Annotated in this window: 14 protein-coding genes; 10 read left to right on the forward strand and 4 right to left on the reverse strand. The window is 35.6% G+C overall.

Annotated elements, in window-relative coordinates; translation table 11 throughout:
- The first annotated feature begins 9 nt into the window (after positions 1-9).
- The 3 genes from T420_RS0105960 to prmC all read left to right on the forward strand — a co-directional run bounded on the left by T420_RS0105960 (position 10) and on the right by prmC (position 2,547).
- A complete protein-coding gene (locus T420_RS0105960; protein WP_013545378.1) occupies positions 10-423 on the forward strand; it encodes a Fur family transcriptional regulator in 414 nt (137 codons plus the stop codon).
- Positions 424-603: 180 nt separating this feature from the next.
- Positions 604-1,677 (forward strand): peptide chain release factor 1, encoded by a 1,074-nt coding sequence (gene prfA / locus T420_RS0105965; protein WP_013545379.1) that lies wholly within the window; start codon positions 604-606, stop codon positions 1,675-1,677.
- A gap of 3 nt (positions 1,678-1,680) precedes the next feature.
- The gene (prmC, locus tag T420_RS0105970) at positions 1,681-2,547 is read left to right on the forward strand and encodes a peptide chain release factor N(5)-glutamine methyltransferase (RefSeq protein ID WP_013545380.1); all 867 of its coding nucleotides are present in this window, start codon (positions 1,681-1,683) and stop codon (positions 2,545-2,547) included.
- Here prmC and nrdF read toward each other — a convergent pair.
- The 4 genes from nrdF to nrdH are packed head-to-tail and all read right to left on the reverse strand — an operon-like array spanning position 2,544 to position 6,281.
- Positions 2,544-3,518 carry a class 1b ribonucleoside-diphosphate reductase subunit beta gene (gene nrdF / locus T420_RS0105975; protein WP_013545381.1) on the reverse strand — a complete coding sequence of 325 codons (975 nt, stop codon included), beginning with the start codon at positions 3,516-3,518 and terminating at the stop codon, positions 2,544-2,546. The two genes, prmC and nrdF, sit on opposite strands and share 4 nt — an antisense overlap.
- Before the next feature lie 11 nt (positions 3,519-3,529).
- Positions 3,530-5,680 (reverse strand): class 1b ribonucleoside-diphosphate reductase subunit alpha, encoded by a 2,151-nt coding sequence (nrdE, locus tag T420_RS0105980; protein WP_026501226.1) that lies wholly within the window; start codon positions 5,678-5,680, stop codon positions 3,530-3,532.
- Complete coding sequence (nrdI, locus tag T420_RS0105985) at positions 5,668-6,060, reverse strand: class Ib ribonucleoside-diphosphate reductase assembly flavoprotein NrdI (protein WP_013545383.1); 393 nt, start codon at positions 6,058-6,060, stop codon at positions 5,668-5,670. The genes nrdE and nrdI overlap by 13 nt, the downstream gene beginning before the upstream one ends.
- Positions 6,060-6,281 carry a glutaredoxin-like protein NrdH gene (gene nrdH, locus T420_RS0105990; RefSeq protein ID WP_013545384.1) on the reverse strand — a complete coding sequence of 74 codons (222 nt, stop codon included), beginning with the start codon at positions 6,279-6,281 and terminating at the stop codon, positions 6,060-6,062. Before nrdH ends, nrdI begins: the two co-directional genes overlap by 1 nt.
- 713 nt (positions 6,282-6,994) lie before the next feature.
- Between nrdH and T420_RS0105995 the strand changes: the two genes are divergently transcribed.
- The 7 genes from T420_RS0105995 (at position 6,995) to T420_RS0106025 (ending at position 14,078) form a co-directional block, all read left to right on the forward strand.
- The gene (locus T420_RS0105995; RefSeq protein ID WP_013545385.1) at positions 6,995-7,726 is read left to right on the forward strand and encodes an ABC transporter ATP-binding protein; all 732 of its coding nucleotides are present in this window, start codon (positions 6,995-6,997) and stop codon (positions 7,724-7,726) included.
- Between the two features lie 25 nt (positions 7,727-7,751).
- A complete protein-coding gene (locus tag T420_RS0106000) occupies positions 7,752-8,624 on the forward strand; it encodes a metal ABC transporter permease (protein ID WP_013545386.1) in 873 nt (290 codons plus the stop codon).
- Positions 8,625-8,633: 9 nt separating this feature from the next.
- A complete protein-coding gene (locus T420_RS0106005; protein WP_013545387.1) occupies positions 8,634-9,548 on the forward strand; it encodes a metal ABC transporter solute-binding protein, Zn/Mn family in 915 nt (304 codons plus the stop codon).
- A 320-nt stretch (positions 9,549-9,868) separates the two neighbouring features.
- Complete coding sequence (gene ugpB / locus T420_RS0106010) at positions 9,869-11,194, forward strand: sn-glycerol-3-phosphate ABC transporter substrate-binding protein UgpB (RefSeq protein ID WP_013545389.1); 1,326 nt, start codon at positions 9,869-9,871, stop codon at positions 11,192-11,194.
- Positions 11,195-11,291: 97 nt separating this feature from the next.
- Positions 11,292-12,176, forward strand: coding sequence for a sn-glycerol-3-phosphate ABC transporter permease UgpA (ugpA, locus tag T420_RS0106015; protein ID WP_026501227.1), 885 nt, complete (start codon positions 11,292-11,294; stop codon positions 12,174-12,176).
- 10 nt (positions 12,177-12,186) lie between these two features.
- Positions 12,187-13,038: a sn-glycerol-3-phosphate ABC transporter permease UgpE gene (gene ugpE / locus T420_RS0106020; RefSeq protein WP_013545391.1), complete on the forward strand. Its 852-nt coding sequence runs from the start codon at positions 12,187-12,189 to the stop codon at positions 13,036-13,038.
- Between the two features lie 2 nt (positions 13,039-13,040).
- The gene (locus tag T420_RS0106025; protein ID WP_013545392.1) at positions 13,041-14,078 is read left to right on the forward strand and encodes a sn-glycerol-3-phosphate import ATP-binding protein UgpC; all 1,038 of its coding nucleotides are present in this window, start codon (positions 13,041-13,043) and stop codon (positions 14,076-14,078) included.
- The last annotated feature ends 153 nt before the right edge of the window (positions 14,079-14,231 follow it).

Here is a 14,231-nt window from a genome sequence, read left to right on the forward strand (position 1 = left end):
AAGAATTAAATGATTAAACAAAGTTATGAAAAAGAATTACGGACTGCCGGTTTAAGGGTAACACGTCAAAGACGTATTATTCTTGATGTTTTAGCCGATACAGATGATCATCCGAATGCGTTTGAAATTTTTCAGCGTGTTCATAAAATAGACTCCAGTATTTCGCTATCAACTGTTTACCGCACAATGAAAACATTAGAAGAAAATGGAACAATTCATCGTCACGCCTTCAATGGAGGTCCTTCTCGTTTCGAACAAGCAAAAAGCGAACATCATGATCATCTTATTGATATAGAAACAGGAGAAGCTATTGAATTTCATTCTGCTATCATTGAAAAACTGCAAGAAGAAATTGCCCATTCCCTTGGTTATAATATCGTTCATCATCGTCTTGAAATTTACGGGAAAAAACGCAATTCCTAAATTAATAGACCTACGTGTATAATGAAAGAAATTACTTATGCACATCAAGTTTTTACATAAATTTATTCTAAAATTCTATAATTTGATTGGCAAGAGTATTTTTCTTCTTTATCACCCTCTACAATATAATGGTATAATATTATCAACTTCTAACATTTAATGAATTAGGCCAATATTGCCATGGTTTCTTTGCCAAAAGACCGCATGAAGCAGCTTGAAAAACGCTTCGAAACAATTGAAAGCCAAATGGCTGAAAACCCAAATGCGGAAACATATGTAAAACTAGCTTCCGAATACGCAGAATTACAGCCAATTATAGTTCTTATACGAGCATTAAATTCTCTCTGTAAAGAAATAGCAGAGCTCGAAACTATAATCAGTGATACACAAACAGATACAGAAATGCGTAATTTGGCCCAAGAAGAGCTATCATCATTATATCAAAAAGTTCAACAACTTGAGCAAGAACTCCAAATTCTTCTTTTACCCAAAGACATTGCTGATGAAAAAAGTGTTATTATTGAAATTCGAGCAGGAACAGGAGGATCAGAAGCAGCACTTTTTGCAGGAAATCTTTTCCGTATGTATGAACGTTATGCTAATACTCATAACTGGAAAGTTGAAGTCATTTCTTTGAGTGATGGCGAAGTCGGTGGATATAAAGAAATTATTGCTACCATTTCAGGAAAAGGCGTATTTTCTAAGCTTAAGTTTGAATCAGGTGTCCATCGTGTGCAACGCATCCCTGAAACAGAAACAGGAGGACGTATCCATACATCAGCCGCCACTGTTGCAGTATTACCAGAAGCGGAAGAGATTGATATTGAAATTCGCCCAGAAGATATCCGCATTGATACAATGCGTGCATCTGGTGCAGGTGGGCAACATGTCAACACAACAGATTCAGCTGTTCGTATTACACATATTCCAACAGGAATTATGGTTGTACAAGCAGAAAAATCACAACATCAAAATCGTGCGCGCGCACTTCAAATTTTACGTGCGCGTTTATTCGATATTGAACGACAAAAAGCAGAAAGTGAACGTTCAGCATCCCGAAAAACTCAAGTTGGCTCTGGTGATCGATCAGAACGTATTCGTACCTATAATTTTCCACAAGGACGTGTAACTGATCATCGTATTAATCTGACTCTATATAAACTTGATCGTATCATGGAAGGAGATTTAAATGAGCTGATCAATGCACTCATTTCTGATCATCAGACAACACTCCTTATTGAATTGGAGTTATAATAGATGAACGATCATTCGCTCAGCAATACTATTCAGAAAACACAAGAAAAATTACGACATAAAGGAATTTCTGAAGCCGATCTTAACGCAAAAATACTCGTTGAATGGATAACAGGCACTAATGCATCTGATAGAATTCTTCGACCCAATATGTGTCTATCTTCTAAACAGCTTGTACAATTAGAACAAGCTATAAATCGCCGTATTGCAGGCGAACCCGTCTACCGTATTATAGGAACACGAGAATTTTACGGCATACCATTTGCCTTGTCCAAAGATACTTTAGAACCACGTCCTGATACAGAAACACTTGTTGATCTTGTTGTACCAATCCTCAAAACACATCTAGAAAAATCAGAACAAGCTACACTGCTTGATATGGGAACAGGAAGTGGAGCTATCGCCATTGCAATTCTCAAGCAAATTCCTCAAACCTATGCTGTAGCCGTTGATATTTCCGAAGATGCTTTAAAAACAGCTACAAAAAATGCACAGCATGCAAATGTTGCCCACCGTTTTGCACCTCTTCTCAGTAATTGGTTTGATTCGATCAAGGGACAGTTTGACCTTATTATTTCTAATCCCCCTTATATTCCAGAAAAAGAAATTAAAAATCTTGCAAAAGAAGTGCGTCAACACGACCCTCTGCGCGCTCTGATTGGTGGAAAAGATGGCCTTGATTTTTATCGAAAGCTCGCCCATGAATCAGAAAATTATTTAAAAGAGAAGGGCCATATCGCTGTTGAAATTAGCTATTCCCAGGAAAAAAAAGTTTGTGATTTATTTGAAAAAAATGGATTTAAATGTCTAAAAATACGCGAAGACTTAAACGGGATACCTCGTGCGCTTCTTTTTTCCTTTACTCATTAAAACGCCCAATCCTCATCAACAGTTGCAACTGCTTTACCAATAACATAAGAAGAACCTGACCCTGAAAAGAAATCATGATTTTCATCAGAATTCGGTGACAAGGCTGCTAAAATAGCAGGATTAACACGGCACACTTCAGGTGGGAAAAGAGCTTCAAAACCTAAATTCATTAATGCTTTATTTGCATTATAATGAAGAAAAACCTTAACATCTTCTGTTAATCCAATAGAATCATAAAGATTTTCAGTATATTTACACTCAATATTATAAAGATCAAAAAGCATGTTAAAAGCAAAATCTTTTATTTCTTGCCTTTTAGCCTTATCAAGGTTCGCAAAGCCTAATTGAAATTTATAACCGATATAATAACCATGAACAGCCTCATCACGAATAATAAGCCGAATTAAATCAGCAGTATTAGTAAGTTTAGCACGGCTTGACCAATACATGGGCAAATAAAAACCTGAATAAAATAAAAAGCTTTCAAGCAAAGTTGAAGCAATTTTTTTCTTTAGCGGTTCATTCGCTTCATAATGCTCAAGTATTAATCTCGCTTTTTTCTGCAAATAAGTATTTTCTTCTGACCATCTAAACGCATCATCAACTTCCACTGTCGAACATAAAGTTGAGAAAATAGAGGAATAAGAACGTGCATGAACTGCTTCCATAAATGCAATATTGGTTAATACTGCTTCTTCATGTTCTGTTACAGCATCTGCCATAAGCGAAATAGCTCCCACAGTATTTTGAACCGTATCAAGGAGAGTAAGACCTGTGAAAACACGAATTGTCAGTTTTCGTTCTTCTTCTGTCAAACTAGCCCATGAAGGAATATCATTTGACAGCGGCACTTTCTCAGGCAACCAAAAATTACCAGTTAAACGATTCCAAACTTCAAGATCTTTTTCATCATGTAGTCTATTCCAATTTACAGCACGAACAACAGGATTTTTGGTTGTAATTTTGGTCATATAATCATCTCCTATAAGCTACACGAAACACAACCATCAACTTCTGTTCCACTCAATGCCATCTGCCGTAACCGTACATAATAAATGCTCTTTATACCTTTTTTCCAGGCATAAATTTGCGCACGATTAATATCACGTGTAGTTGCTGTATCGGGGAAAAATAACGTTAATGAAAGACCTTGATCAACATGCTGCGTAGCTACAGCATAAGTATCAATAATTTTTTCAGGCCCAATTTCATAAGCATCCTGATAAAACTCTAAATTCGTATTATCCATATAAGGAGCAGGATAATAAACACGTCCAATTTTTCCCTCTTTGCGAATTTCAATCTTTGAAGCAATCGGATGAATAGAAGAAGTCGCATGGTTAATATAGGAAATAGATCCCGTAGGTGGTACAGCCTGAAGATAGCGATTATAAAGTCCATATTGAGTAACTAATTGTTTAAGCTCTTGCCAGTCTTTTTGGCTCGGAATAACGATATTATTACGTGTAAAAAGCTCTTGTACTAGCTCAAATTGTGGTTTCCATTCTTTCTCAATATATTTTGTAAAAAAATGCCCATCTGCGTAAGCTGATCTTTCAAACCCTACGAACATTTTTTGGCGTTCACGCGCAATTAAATTAGAAGCACGCAATGCATGATATGTGACTGTGTAAAAATAGATATTGGTAAAATCAATTGCTTCCGGCGTTCCATAATAGATCCTTTCACGTGCTAGAAAACCATGTAGATTCATTTGCCCCAAACCAATCGCATGACTTTCGGCATTTCCCTTCGCAATAGAAGGCACACAAGCAATATTACTCATATCAGAAACAGCTGTTAGAGCACGAACAGCTATTTCCACTGTTTTCCCAAAATCATTACTCTCCATCGCTTTTGCAATATTCATTGAGCCAAGATTACAAGATATATCATTACCAACAGCACGATAAGTTAAATCTGTTTCTAGTTCACTTGCTTCACTCACCTGCAAAATTTCTGTACATAAATTGCTCATACTAATACGACCTGCTATTGAATTAGCCCGATTGACCGTATCTTCAAATAAAATATATGGATATCCTGATTCAAACTGAATTTCCGCTAATGTTTGAAAGAAAACCCGTGCACTTATTTTCTTTTTACGTATCTTTGAATTATCAACAAAAGAGCGATAATGCTCTGTCAAAGAAATATCACTAAAAGGTTTTCCTGTAACCCGCTCAATATCATAAGATGAGAAAAGATACATATCCTCATTATTACGAGCAAGTTCAAAAGTAATATCAGGAATAATAACACCAAGTGAAAGTGTTTTAATTCTAACCTTTTCGTCAGCATTTTCTCGCTTCGTATCCAAAAATTTCATAATATCTAAATGATGTGCGTGCAAATAAACAGCACCAGCTCCTTGTCGCGCACCCAGTTGATTAGCATAAGAAAATACATCTTCTAACATTTTCATCACAGGTAAAACACCTGATGACTGATTTTCTATTTTCTTGATTGGTGCCCCTGCTTCTCGTAAGTTAGTTAAACAAAGTGCCACACCTCCGCCGCGTTTCGAAAGCTGTAAAGCTGAATTAATCGAACGGCCTATTGATTCCATATTATCTTCAACACGTAATAAAAAGCACGATACCAATTCACCTCGTTGCTTCTTGCCCGCATTCAAAAATGTTGGTGTTGCTGGTTGAAACCGTCCTATAATAATTTCATCAACCAACCCCTCAGCAAGGACTTTATTCCCTTGTGCTAAATATAAAGCTACAAGACAAACACGATCCTCATAACGCTCAAGATAGCGTTTACCATCAAAAGTCTTTAATGTGTAACTCGTATAATATTTGAATGCACCCAGAAAAGTAGGAAAACGAAATTTAAATGCATAAGCGCGTTTAAAAAGCTTTTTGATAAAAGAAAAATCATAAAGTTCAAATAATTCTCTCTCATAATAATTTTCCTCTACCAGGTAATCTATTTTCTCCTTTAAATTATGAAAAAAAACCGTATTCTGATTAACATGTTGAAGAAAATACTGCCGAGCAGCAAGTCTATCCATATCAAATTGAATATGACCATTCTCATCATAAAGATTAAGCATCGCATTGAGTGCATGATAATCTGTAATTTGATCTGGCGTCTCCAATTTTTTTACACTTATTGCTTCCAAAATTTTTCCAATCCCTTTTTAACACAAATAACATCTGCCTCAGTTCCTCGCAGCTCAAAACGATAGAGGCAAGGTATGCGGCATTTTTCTGCAATGATCTTGCTCGCTAAATTATAATAACAACCAAAATTACGATTTCCGCCACCAATAACACCCCGAATCAATTTACGGTTTTCTCCTTCATTAAGAAAATGAATAACTGCTTTTGGAACAGCCAATCTACCTTTACCATCTGCATAAGTAGGCACAGTCAACACGTAAGGCTCATTGACCAATATCGACGGACTTTTTTTATCAATTTTGAAAAGCCGTTGACCAAGCTGAGAAACAAAATGTTCAGTATTACCCGTTACGCTCGAATAATAAACAATAAGGCCCATTAGCCACAAAGACCATTAATCATATCTGGCCTAAAACCTGACCAATGATTGTCACCACAAACTACTACAGGTACTTGGCGATATCCCAAAGATTGAACAAAACTATACGCTTGTTCATCACGAGAAATATCAACAACATTATAATCAATACCCTTGGCATCAAAGGCACGGTAGGTGGCATTGCATTGAACACAAGATGGTTTACTATAAATAGTGATCATTCTTTCCAACTTCCATAATTCAAAAAAACAAATCAGAAAAAAATTAATTCTGATAATTTCACAATACTCACACAATAAACAAAAATAGTAATTATGTACAAAAAGATCTTACGTCATATTTCAATTAAAAATGACTTAATAAACCCTTGGATGCAGATTTAAATTACCACATTTTCTTAAAAACAAAAATATAACGCAAATAAACAAAGGCTTTACAGGCTAAATAATTGCTCTCTATTACACAACAACTAGCTATTCGCATTTTTCTTGCTTCTACTATTTTCCAATTAAACGCATCACACAACAAACTAACTTTATAGCTACCCTGTTTAGGTATTCATTTGTTTTCTCACTGTAAAAAATATAATACATAGACAATGAACAAAAAAAATCCTCCCTAAGGCAATATTCTAATTGAACTGCTACTCTAAAAATTGGTACTATACTATACTACGGGAACAATCTGGTCTCAAATGAAACAGACACACACTTAATTTAGCGCTTATTTTGAATCACCAATCATTCTGATACTATATATAGTATACATACACATGATTTCGTCAAGAAAAATTCAAAGCTAATTAAAATTTTCCACGACCTTCACACTACCGTATACAATCTCCTAAAAACATAGGTAATAATATAACATTTTATTGACAAATGTAATTATATAACATAACTTTTTAGGAGAAATATAAGGAATAGTATAAATTATGCGCTTACAGTTCGACAATGTGACATTAGGCTATATAAACAGAATTGTTATAAAAAAATTTTCAGCAAAACTAACAACGGGTTCATTAATTGCAATAACTGGTGATAATGGTTCTGGAAAATCTACATTTCTTAAAACTATTGCCGGATTAATTAAACCGATTAGTGGTAAAATTACAAAATCAACGAGAAGCCGTATTGCTTACCTTGGACAGTATTGTGATATTGATCGGACATTCCCAATTGATGTAGAAACACTACTCAAAATGGGACTATGGTCTTTCTGTGGCTTATGGAAAAGCCAACGTTCCTATCAATATAAAATTCAAAATGCACTAGAAATAGTTGGACTTACAGCATTAGCACACCATCCACTTGGTACTCTATCAAGTGGCCAATTACAACGCGCTCTTTTTGCACGTATTATTGTGCAGGATTCTGACATTATCTTGCTTGATGAACCTTTCAACGGTATAGATCTTAAGACTCAAAATGATCTCCTTACACTGATTACTCAATGGCGACAACAAGGCCGCACAATTCTTATAGCGCTCCATGAACCCTTTATTGTTCAAAAATATTTTCCACAAACGATTCACATCAATAAACAACATGTTTTTTATGGAGAAACGACACAGTTATTAAGCACCAACAATCATCTTGTGACGCCATCTCTCATATCCAATTTTTTCCATATCAATCCCCAAGAACAAGCTTTTTCTGTCAAGTAGTTTTATTTAAACTGGATTATCATACATGTACGCATTTTTTCTCGCACCTTTTATTGATTTCCAATTTATGCAAAATGCTTTAATTGGTTCTATTTTATTAGCAATCAGTGCTTGCCCCATTGGAGTATTTTTAATGTTACGCGGTATGAGCTTAACAGGTGATGCGATCTCACACGCTATTCTTCCTGGTGTTGCAATCGCTTTTCTTTTTTGCGGTTTTTCTCCCATATTCATGACTATTGGTGGCGTTGGAACAGGTATTATTGTCGCATTAGCAACTGCTTTGATTTCAAGAAATGGCTTTCAAAAAGAAGAGGCTTCAATGACAGTCTTCTATCTTTTTGCATTAGCAACAGGTGTCACGATCATTTCACTCAAAGAATCAACAATTGACCTATTGCACCTTTTATTCGGTTCAGTACTTTCTATTAACACACAAGCCCTTTGGTTGATTACTTTTATAATGTTCATAACAATAAGTAATCTTTGTATTTTTTGGCGAGCTCTTGTAGTAGAAAGTTTTGATCCATTATTTTTTAAATCACTTTCTCCACTAGGAAAATATGTTCATATATTATTACTTGGGCTCATGGTATTAAACCTAGTTGGTGGGTTTCAATCACTAGGCACGCTCATGTCAGTCGGCATTATGATAATTCCAGCAATCACTGCTCGTTTTTGGCTTTCGCGTTTGGGCCCTATCTGTATATTATCGATTATTTTAGGAATAATTTCCAGTTTATTTGGCCTCCTGCTTTCTTTTCATATATCCCTTCCCTCTGGTGCTTCTATTATTATAGTAGCGGGATCTATCTATCTTATCACCTGTCTTATAAGCCCACGCGGACTTATTATAACCTGGTTCCCTCGCCTTTTTTATACATCCCTTCCATCATAAGAAAACAACATGCATAAATTTGTTAAACAATTTGTTCTACTGAACTCTCTCCTATTGCCCCTTTTCCCGCTTTCTGTCACTGCACATCAAAAAATTAATGTTGTCGCAAGCTTTTCGATTCTTGCAGACTTGGTAAAAAATGTAGGAGGTGATCATATTTCAATCACTACCCTTGTTGGTCCTAATACAAGCATCCACAGCTACGAGCTTACTCCCCGTGATGCAAAAACTCTCAAAAATGCTCATATTATTTTCATCAACGGTCTGTATTTAGAAGGTTTCATGAACCGGCTCACTACAGTAACCGGAACAAAAGCACTTCTTGTAGAAGTTAGTGCTAATATTTCCCCATTCGAAATTAAACACCAAAAACACAATAGGATGACACATTATCACGGTAGTGTTGATCCACATGCTTGGCACACTATTCCCAATGTTGAAATTTACGTCAAAAATATCGCTATTGCCTTCTGTAAAATCGATCAACAATCATGTGAAAATTATAATAAAAATGCTCATATCTATATTCAAAAACTAAAAGCAATGCATGCAACCATCGCAAAAAAAATGTCTACTCTTCCGAAAGAAAAGCGAACCATTATCACATCTCATGATGCCTTTGGTTATTTTGCTCATGAATACGATCTCACCATCCTTGCTCCCGAAAGCGTTTCAAAAGAAGCTACTGCAGCCGATGTTGCCAAACTTATCAAACAAATTAAAAACAATAAAGTATCGGGATTATTTATTGAAAATATCTCTAATCCTCGTCTTACAGAACAAATTTCAAAAGAAACAGGTTTAAAAATTGGTGGCATACTTTATTCTGATGCATTATCAGAAAAAGAAGGCCCTGCTGCAACTTATCTTGATATGATGGAATATAATGTTAACACCATCATCAATGCGATAAGCAAACATTAAGACACATAATATTACTGGAATGTAAACAATAAACCTAAAGATTATATTACCTTATCTAAACATCCTTGACTGTTTGCCTCTCTGATTATCTTTTTTCATTTTTGCGGAATTATTGCCATTTTATAAGCCTACTTTACAACGACATCGAAACAATCATAAAAGTTGTAAAACTGGTCAATTTATACAAATTCGTTTGACCTTTGCATGGTTCATGTTTAAATGAACTGACATCTTTCTCAAATAGAACCGTCATGATATATTCATGAATTATATTAATAGTCCTGGAAAACTGCATTCCATCAATTCAAAAAGGGTGAATCATGAATCGTCTTTATCTTTCTACGGCAGCATTTATGATTGCTATAACTGCAGCAACAACCGGTTTTACACGAACAAAAATCAGCTTTTGGCATTCTATGAGTGGAGATCTAGGAAAACAAACTGAAAATCTCATTAATGATTTTAATACAAGTCAATCTGATTACAAAATTGTTCCTTCATTTCGCGGTGAGTATGAAGAAAGTATGGTATCACTTATCGCAGCATTCCGAGGAAAACAACAACCGGTTCTGGCCCAAATCTATGAAGTTGGTACAGGCACTATGATGGCTGCAAAAAGTGCAATTTATCCACTTTACCAACTCATGGCAGATACAAAGCAAGAATTTGATACCTTAGACTATTTACCTGCTATCAGTGGCTATTATTCTGATGCTCAGGGACGTATGTTCTCTATGCCATTTAATGTTTCTGCACCGATTCTTTTTTATAATAAGGATATTTTTAAAAAAGCAGGACTTGATCCAGAACAACCACCTAAAACATGGAAAGATATAGAAGATTTTTCAAGAAAAATTCTTGATAACAAAGCTGCAAGTTGTGGTTTCACAATGACTTATGCTGCCCAATGGATTGGCATGGAAAATTTTTCAGCATTTCATAATATTCCTATAGGAACAAAAAGAAATGGACTTGATGGACTTGATACAGAATTAACATTGAACGGACCTTTGCAAATACGCATGTGGACTGACCTTAAAAGATGGTCAGATCAAAGTATCTTTCGTTACGGTGGCCCAGCTGGCGCACTCGATTCAGTACCAATGTTTATGGCGCAAAGCTGTGCGATTTTGATACAATCGTCAGGATCACGTGGTGGAGTTCTTTCAGAAGCCCAATTCAATGTTGGATTTGGTATCCTTCCCTATTATGCTGATGTAAAAGATGCTCCACAAAACTCAATTATTGGTGGTGCATCTATCTGGACTTTAAAAGGTCATACACCTAAAGAATATGCAGGTGCAGCAGCTTTTCTTAAATTTCTCTCGCAAGCAAACAATCAAGCTAAATGGCATCAAAAAACAGGATACCTTCCCATCACAAAAGCTGCTTACGAGTTAAGTCTAGAACAAAATTTTTATGATAAGAATCCAGGTGCAGATATTGCCATTCAACAAATTAATCTAAATCCACCAACAGAAAATTCAAAAGGGATAAGATTTGGCAGCTTACCGCAAATTCGTTCTATTCTTGATCAAGAATTAGAAGCCGTTCTCAATGGTTCCAAATCACCAAAAGAAGGATTAGATGAAGTAGTTAAACGCGGTAATAAGCTTTTACGTGAGTTTGAAAAAGCCAATCATTAAAGTTTCATGATCATTGTTCAAGGTTGAAAAATTCGATTTTAAAGTCGATGTATTTCAATTTTCTTCTTCCGATGACTCTTATCAAAGAGCCCTGCACATGCAAGAAAAACATGCATATTTCAGAAATAGCCTCCTTCCTTATTGGCTACTCTTTCCTCAACTTGCAATAACTTTTTTGTTTTTTCTTTGGCCTGCCACTCAAGCAATAAAATCATCCTTTGAACGCGAAGATCCTTTTGGTTTTTCAACAGCCTTTATTGGTCTTGAAAACTACATGACTATTTTCTCTGACACCACTTATATACAATCACTGCTCACAACTATTATATTTTCTGTTTCTGTCACTCTTGTTTCAATGACAATATCACTTCTTCTAGCTGTTTCTGTTGACCGTGTTATCCGTGCAAAAAAAGCTTATACTATGCTCTTACTCTGGCCCTATGCCGTTGCCCCTGTATTAGCAGGTATATTATGGTTATTTATTTTCCACCCAACTATTGGAACTTTTCCTTTCCTTCTTGAAAAAATAGGTATTATATGGAACCATCGTATTAATGGCGTTCAAGCTATGCTTCTGGTTGTGATTGCAGCTAGTTGGCAACAGATTTCCTATAATTTTCTCTTTTTTCTTGCTGGTCTTCAATCTGTTCCTCACTCACAAATAGAAGCCGCAGCCATTGATGGTGCTGGCCCTTTTAAACGATTTTGGACTATAATTTTCCCTCAAATCTCGCCAACAACTTTTTTTCTTCTTATTATTAACGTCAATTATGTCATGTTTGATACATTTGGTATTATTGATAACATGACTTCTGGAGGGCCTGCACGTGCAACGAGCACAATCGTTTATAAAGTGTATGAAGATGGCTTTAAAAATCAAATGATTGGTGCATCAGCTGCACAATCAACCATATTAATGCTAATGGTTATTATTTTAACATTAATCCAATTTCGCTGGATTGAACGTCGTGTCCAATATTAGGAGAGAGGTCATGGTTGAAAACCGTCCTTTTTTGAAATTTTTAACCCATTTCATTCTCATTATCGGTATTCTTATCATCTGCTTTCCAGTTTACGTTGCCATTATCGCATCAACCCATCATTCAGCAACATTTAACGCAGGAACCCTTCCTCTCTTACCAGGACAATATGGTTTAGAAAACTATAAAACAATCTTTGGTGATGGCCTTGTACAACTTGGCCTTCCACGTCTCTGGCCACTCTTAATGAACTCATTCATTATGGCTATTGGTATTAGTATTGGAAAAATCACTATTTCACTCTTCTCTGCTTATGCAATCGTCTATATGCGCTTTCCCTTTCGTAAAACTGCTTTTGCTCTTATCTTTATTACATTAATGCTTCCCATTGAAGTCCGCATCATTCCAACATATGCAATAGTAGCACAGCTAGGAATGATAAACACCTATAGTGGAATGATTATTCCATTAATTGCATCAGCAACCGCCACATTTTTATTTCGTCAATTTTTTCTCACTGTTCCTGATGAACTCTTAGAAGCTGCCCGTGTTGATGGCGCAGGACCATTGAAATTTTTTAAGGATATTCTTCTTCCGCTCAGCAAAAGCAATATTGCTGCTTTATTTATCATTATGTTCATTTACGGATGGATACAATATCTCTGGCCTCTTATTGCTACAACGGATCAAGACCATCAAACCATTCTTGTTATCTTAAAACAACTTGTTGTTGAATCACTTCAACATGATCCTCAATGGAACATCCTCATGGCAGTATCAGTTGTTGCTATGACTCCGCCTGTTTTAGTAGTTATTTTCATGCAACGGCTTTTTGTCAAAGGTCTCATTGAAACGGAGAAATAATTGTGGCTACAATCCAACTACTAAATGTAATAAAAAAGTATGACAATGATAGTCTGGTTATTAATGACTTAAACTTAACTGTTTCTGACAAAGAACTTCTCGTTCTTGTTGGTCCATCGGGATGTGGAAAATCAACTCTATTACGTATTATTGCTGGACTTGAACAAGTTACTTCCGGTGAACTTTATATTGACAATGAGTTCATTAATAATCGTGAACCAGCAGATCGTGACATTGCTATGGTTTTTCAAAATTATGCACTCTATCCACATATGACTGTACGTGGAAATCTGGAATATGGCCTCAAAAATAGAAAAACTCCTAAAGATGAAATGAATAGACGTATCGCCCATGCTGCAAAGCTTTTGGAAATAGAACCATTTCTCGACCGTAAACCGCGGCAATTATCAGGAGGACAACGCCAACGTGTTGCAATGGGGCGTGTTATTGTTCGTCAACCACGTGTTTTTCTCTTTGATGAACCACTCTCAAATCTTGACGCGAAATTACGTGCCCAAATGTGCATTGAAATTAAAACACTCCAGCGTTCATTAGGAACAACGAGCCTTTATGTTACACATGATCAATTAGAAGCTATGACATTAGCCGATAGAATAGTCGTCATGAATAAGGGATGTATTGAACAAATTGGAACTCCAATGGAAATCTATGATTACCCAGCCACAACCTTTGTTGCTGGCTTCATTGGTTCTCCTCCTATTAATTTTCTTGATCGTCAGATCTTAGAACAATATTTAGGCAGCTCATTTTCTTGTAACAAAGAAACTGATATTTTAGCATTTAGACCAGAAGCTACTTTGTTGGGTGAATATCCGGAAAAAGGGCCTGTTTTTCATGCACAAATTGAACTCATAAAACCAGTAGGTACAGGATGTCACGTTTTAACACGTTGGAATAATATTATTTTCACTGTTGAAATAAAAGAGCGTCTCACAAACGATTATGGACAAAAATTAAGCTTTACTGTTCCCAATCAGAATTTTCATACTTTTAATAAACACACAGGAAAACGCACATAATCAACCTGGGAAAATTTTGAATTCTATATCAATTAATCAATAAGCAGAGTTCCCCTTTTATCATTTTCATCTTTATCAAAACACAAAATTTATTATAAATTATTTCACACTTTTATAAAATAAATGATAAAATGTAATTTGATAATTTTTAGA

Origin of the sequence: Bartonella clarridgeiae ATCC 51734 (assembly GCF_000518185.1) — a bacterium.
GTDB lineage: Bacteria > Pseudomonadota > Alphaproteobacteria > Rhizobiales > Rhizobiaceae > Bartonella > Bartonella clarridgeiae.